General features: G+C 46.5%; 6 protein-coding genes. 3 read left to right on the top strand and 3 right to left on the bottom strand.

All coding sequences use genetic code 11. The annotated features are described in order from the left end of the window. On the top strand, window positions 1-281 hold a 281-nt coding region (locus tag HY877_05315; protein MBI5299694.1), incomplete at its 5' end, for a HEPN domain-containing protein. A gap of 48 nt (window positions 282-329) precedes the next feature. After that, window positions 330-599 (top strand): nucleotidyltransferase domain-containing protein, encoded by a 270-nt coding sequence (locus HY877_05310; GenBank protein MBI5299693.1) that lies wholly within the window; start codon window positions 330-332, stop codon window positions 597-599. A 67-nt stretch (window positions 600-666) separates the two neighbouring features. Here the strand turns inward: HY877_05310 and HY877_05305 are convergent, their stop codons facing one another. Both HY877_05305 and murJ read right to left on the bottom strand, forming a co-directional pair. Then, a complete protein-coding gene (locus tag HY877_05305) occupies window positions 667-1,296 on the bottom strand; it encodes a collagen-like protein (GenBank protein MBI5299692.1) in 630 nt (209 codons plus the stop codon). Window positions 1,297-1,501: 205 nt separating this feature from the next. Next, window positions 1,502-3,088, bottom strand: coding sequence for a murein biosynthesis integral membrane protein MurJ (murJ, locus tag HY877_05300; protein MBI5299691.1), 1,587 nt, complete (start codon window positions 3,086-3,088; stop codon window positions 1,502-1,504). Between the two features lie 94 nt (window positions 3,089-3,182). On the opposite strand from murJ, the gene rpsT reads away from it, so the two are divergent. Continuing rightward, window positions 3,183-3,476, top strand: a complete 294-nt coding sequence (rpsT, locus tag HY877_05295; GenBank protein MBI5299690.1) for a 30S ribosomal protein S20 — start codon at window positions 3,183-3,185, stop codon at window positions 3,474-3,476. A gap of 298 nt (window positions 3,477-3,774) precedes the next feature. On the opposite strand, the gene holA is transcribed toward rpsT, so the two are convergent. Next, the coding region (gene holA / locus HY877_05290; GenBank protein ID MBI5299689.1) for a DNA polymerase III subunit delta at window positions 3,775-4,676 on the bottom strand (902 nt) is incomplete at its 5' end.

Raw genomic sequence — 4,676 nt, 5'->3', positions numbered from 1 at the left:
TCCGCCGGCTTTGCCGGTGGAGGGGGCGACGCAAGCCCCTACAAATAGACTCGGCACCGCAGTTTACCCACAATTTCAAACTGCTTTGCAAACAGGGGAAATTAGAATTACCGGAAAATCGGACGCAGTGGCTTATGGATTTAATGCCCCACTATCTTGGAGCACGTTACCCCGAAGATATTTTGAAACTCAAAAAACGATATACGCAGACTTTCTGTGAAAAATTGTTTCAGGAAACAAGGGAATTTTTTCAATGGCTAAAATCAGTTTATCTCAAATAAAAGCAGTTGTTCGGCATTATGTTGATGAGCTGAAAAAAAAATGGCGTCATTACCGAACAAGTAATTCTTTATGGCTCTTATGCCAAAGGGACGGCCAGAGCTTTTAGCGATGTTGATCTTGTGGTTATTTCCAGCGATCTTGCAAAATGGGCTCCCATCGAACGCCTGCAAATGCTTTCCAGAGCAACAATAAATGTTGATGCACCTTTGGAAGTCCTTGGTTATACACCCGAAGAAATCGCGGCAAATGGAGACGATAGCATTTTCTGGGAAGAAATCAGCAAAACCGGCAAGGAAATTTATAAAAAAGCGGCTTAAGATGTAGGTGACCACCCTATAGTGCATGGCACTATGTGGTAGTTCATAAGGACGCTTGCAGACTGTTTTATGGATGTCGAACGCAAATTTTCTGTATTTGAATGGTGACCCCTAACATATCTGGAATATCGGGAGGACCATTAAACGCTGAAGCGAAGGAGTCACCCCAGCCAACACGCACATATCTTTTTGTTCCATCTTCATTTTTTATCCATCCCTGTCTTTCGTATCGCTTCCCTACTTCTTCTATTGCAGTATCCCCTGGTTGGCACTCTAGAGGATGCCAGTTGCTAGAGGTAATAAAACACTGTGGAATAGTATATGTTTTACACGACCCCGTGAAATCTCTTGTTACAAAATAAATATTATCTGTGAGACAACCGGCACCTTGACAGCTGGCTGGACCCGCGGGACCGATGGCACCCGTATCACCTTTAGGTCCCTTGGGGCCGGCAGGACCAACAGCGCCCATGGCACCCGCATCACCCTTGTCACCTTTTAGACCCGCCGGACCTTGTGGACCGGCAGGGCCCGCCGGACCGGGTTTTTTCGCGGCCTCCATCAAAGTTTGTATGTTGGGACATTTTGAAATATCTGAACAGACATTTCCTTTCTGTGGAAATATTTGTGCTAAGACACTGTCGCTCATCACCAATCCCACCATTAGGATCAGCGAGAGGAATAAAATTTTTTTCATGGCACCTCCTGATAAAACTTCCAAGCAGGTAATGTGCAAGCGTAATGCCAAAGTCCAAAAATCAAAAAAAATGTCCCAACATACATAACCTCTTGAAAAAACTGGATTCTAGTTCTCGCCGGAATGACAAATGCCGGATTTTAGAAATGCCCAAAGGGTGTTTCTTAACCCTTTTTATCATTTTGGAAGGCGGAATTTTGACGCCCTACTCCATGACCCCGGCAACGGCACCGTTACGGGTGAATTTGCGTTTGATAATCAGGTAGGCTTGATGCGCTTCGGCACAACCCAGAAGTTTTGCCACGCAGAAGAAAACCACAATGCCCAGAAATAAAGAGAGGAACAATTCCAACCCTTGAAACCAGATTGAAATTTTTGCAGACAGCCACCAACCCTGTTTTTGCGGCAACCAGAGAACAATTCCCATGGCAAGCGAAGCCGTACAAACTTGCAACCAAAGCCGTCCCATCTTTTTAAATTCCAGTCGTCCCAATTTCCAGCGCAGATAGGTAACCAGTCCCACCGCATTCACAAAAGAAGAAACGCTTAAGGCGAGGGCCAAACCGTTATGGGCAAGGGGCTTCACCCACCACCATGCAAGTCCCAAATTGGTGGCAACGGCAAGCGTTGCAAACAAAACCGGACGCTTCGAATCTTTGAGCGAATAAAAAGCAGGAACAATAATGCGCACCAATCCCAAAAATGGAAGTCCCAATGAAAAACAAACCATCGCTTCAGCGGTGGCTTTTGCCGCGAAAGGATCAAACTCCCCCCTCTGCAACAAGATGCGGATGATCGGATGAGACAAAAGGATAAGCCCCACCATCGCCGGAATCGTGATGAGGAAATTAAGGCGCATGCCGTAATTGAGTGTATCTTTAAATTTTTCCCAATCTTTTTCCGCCGCGAATTCGGAAAGAGTTGGCTGAATGGCCGTAGCCAGCGCAATCGCGAAAACTCCCATGGGAAATTCAAAGAGACGGCTGGCATACCATAAATAAGAGACAGCGCCGGTCGGCAGATAGGAAGAAAAAAGCCGCATTACAATCACATTGACCTGATAAACGGCCGCGCCATAAGCGGCTGGAAGCATCAAACCCAGCAGTGCTTTCAACTCGGGATGAACTTGAAAATTGATTTTCGGAAAAAAACCCAATCGTCTTAATTCCGGAACCTGAATGAGAAGCTGAAAAAAACCTCCGACCAGAATACCAACCGCCAAGCCCACTGCAGGGGGATTGAACCACGGAGAAATCATGGCCCCACCAATCAATCCAAGATTAAGACAAATGGGAGCCGCCGCAGATGATCCAAAATGTTTGAGGCTGTTTAAAACGCCCATCACCAACGCACTCAAACTGACAAAAATAATATAAGGAAAGCAGAGCCGTGTTAGATAAATGGCCAAGGCAAATTTCTCGGGCGATTCCTCAAACCCCGCGGCCATCAACTTCAGGATGGTTGGAGAAAAAGTGATGCCCGCTACGGTAATAAAAACGAGTATAACCGAGAGATAGGAGAAAGCCTGATCCGAAAGTATTTTTGCCTCTTCGCGTGATTTTTTGAGTTCCTGCGTAAAAATGGGAATAAAAGAGATGGTGAGCGCGCCCTCCGCCACAAACCGACGCAAAAGGTTGGGAATGGTAAAAGACATGTAGAAAGCATCTGCGGCGGCGGAGGCCCCAAAAAAATAGGCCACCACCGAATCCCGAAGAAGCCCGGTAATACGGCTCAGAAAGGTTAAAAAACCAATCAACCCTGCCCTTTTTGTGACATTTGCCTTCTCAGACATTGCTTGACACTTTGAAACAAAGTCGCTAAGTCGGCAAGCCTATAAGTATTCAAGATGGACTTAAACGTTTAAATAAACACGGTGAGGACTTAATATGGCTGAGGCCGCAAAAGCAAAAAAGAAAAAAACAGGTTCGAAAATTTCCGCCCGCAAAAGAGCGCGGCAAAATCTCAAACACTACGCGCGCAACAAAACCCTTTTAAGCAAAATGCGAAATTGCATCAAGACGCTTAAAGCAAGCCTCGCCTCCAAAAATAAAACAGAAGCAGAAAAGGCACTAAAAGCGGCTCTTCCGGTAATTGCCAGCATGGCGACCAAAGGAATTCTGCACAAAAACGCCGCCGCCCGCTACACCTCCCGCCTCACAAAGCAATTTAATTCGCTTTAATGTTAAAAAAGCTGTCAGCTGTCAGCGATCAGCCTGTGAGATGATTGGATTTTAAAAGCCTATGCATTTGAATCCCGTTCTGTCATTCCGGCGGAGCCTGTCCCTGCAGGCAGTAAGCAGGGAGCCGGAATCCAGGCGTCGTCCCGACGAAAGTCGGGAACCAGCAACAAATACTGGATCCCCGCTTTCGCGGGGATGACAAAAGAGGGCAAAGGTTTTCTTACAGGACTCAAGTGCATATGCATTTGGATTTTAAAAGCTGAGTGCTGAAAGCTGATAGCTGATCGCTTTTTTCAGTTCAGCGACAAAGTTCCCAAATTAATTTTTCTAGGATAATTTGCCTTGGGTTTCGGCTCGATTTTAGAGAGCGATCGCAGGCAAAAAGAGTTGCGAAACATTTTTTCCATCCCTCTTTTTTGAAATGTTTCGATTGAACCGCGTAATCTTTTGCAAAAAAAGGATGCACTTTAAGATCTCTCGCAAAATTGGGACCGACATTTCCCCCCGATTTTTCAAGAATCTCCTGTGCTCTGGCCAGCAGACGAAAATGACGAACGATCAGCGCGAAAGCCTTGATTGGTTCTTCTCCCTGATCCAAAAGACGGTCGAGTAATTGAAGGGCTTGCGGGATATTTTTCGCGCCAATCGCATTCGTTAAATCAAAAACACTGCGTTGCGCGGTGTTGGCCACCACTTTTTCCACATCCTGAAGCTCCACGAGTTTTCTCTCGCCAATATAAAGGAGCAATTTTTCAACCGCCTGATTTAAAACGCCAAGATCCGTCCCCACGCATTCAGCCAAGTAGCGCGCCGCTTCTTGAGAAATATGAAGATTGGCGTTTCGCATTTCCATGTTGATCCATGCGGCGACTTGGCGCGGGTAGAGTTTTTTGCATTCAACGATTGTGACGGCATTCCCAATATTTTTGAGCGTTGCCTCTCCCAACGACTCCGCCAAAATAAAAAGTGAGGATTTCTGCGGCGGCTTTTGAAAATATTCCTTGATGGTTTCCCAATCCTTTTTCTTCCATTCATTCCCCTCCTCCACAATCACGACGCGCCATGAACTCAAGAGCGCTGTGGTATTAAGGCAGTCGAGAATTTTTCCCAAAGGGGTTTGACCGGCCTGAAAACGGTCGGCGGAAGGTCCCGCTTCCGCAAAAAGAGAGCAGAGCGAACGTGAGTGGGAGGCTCCAACGG

Source organism: Deltaproteobacteria bacterium (genome assembly GCA_016213065.1).
Taxonomy (GTDB): domain Bacteria; phylum UBA10199; class UBA10199; order SPLOWO2-01-44-7; family SPLOWO2-01-44-7; genus JACRBV01.
The sequence above is the reverse complement of the archived record's forward strand: the minus strand, read 5'-3'. Positions and strand labels throughout refer to the sequence as shown.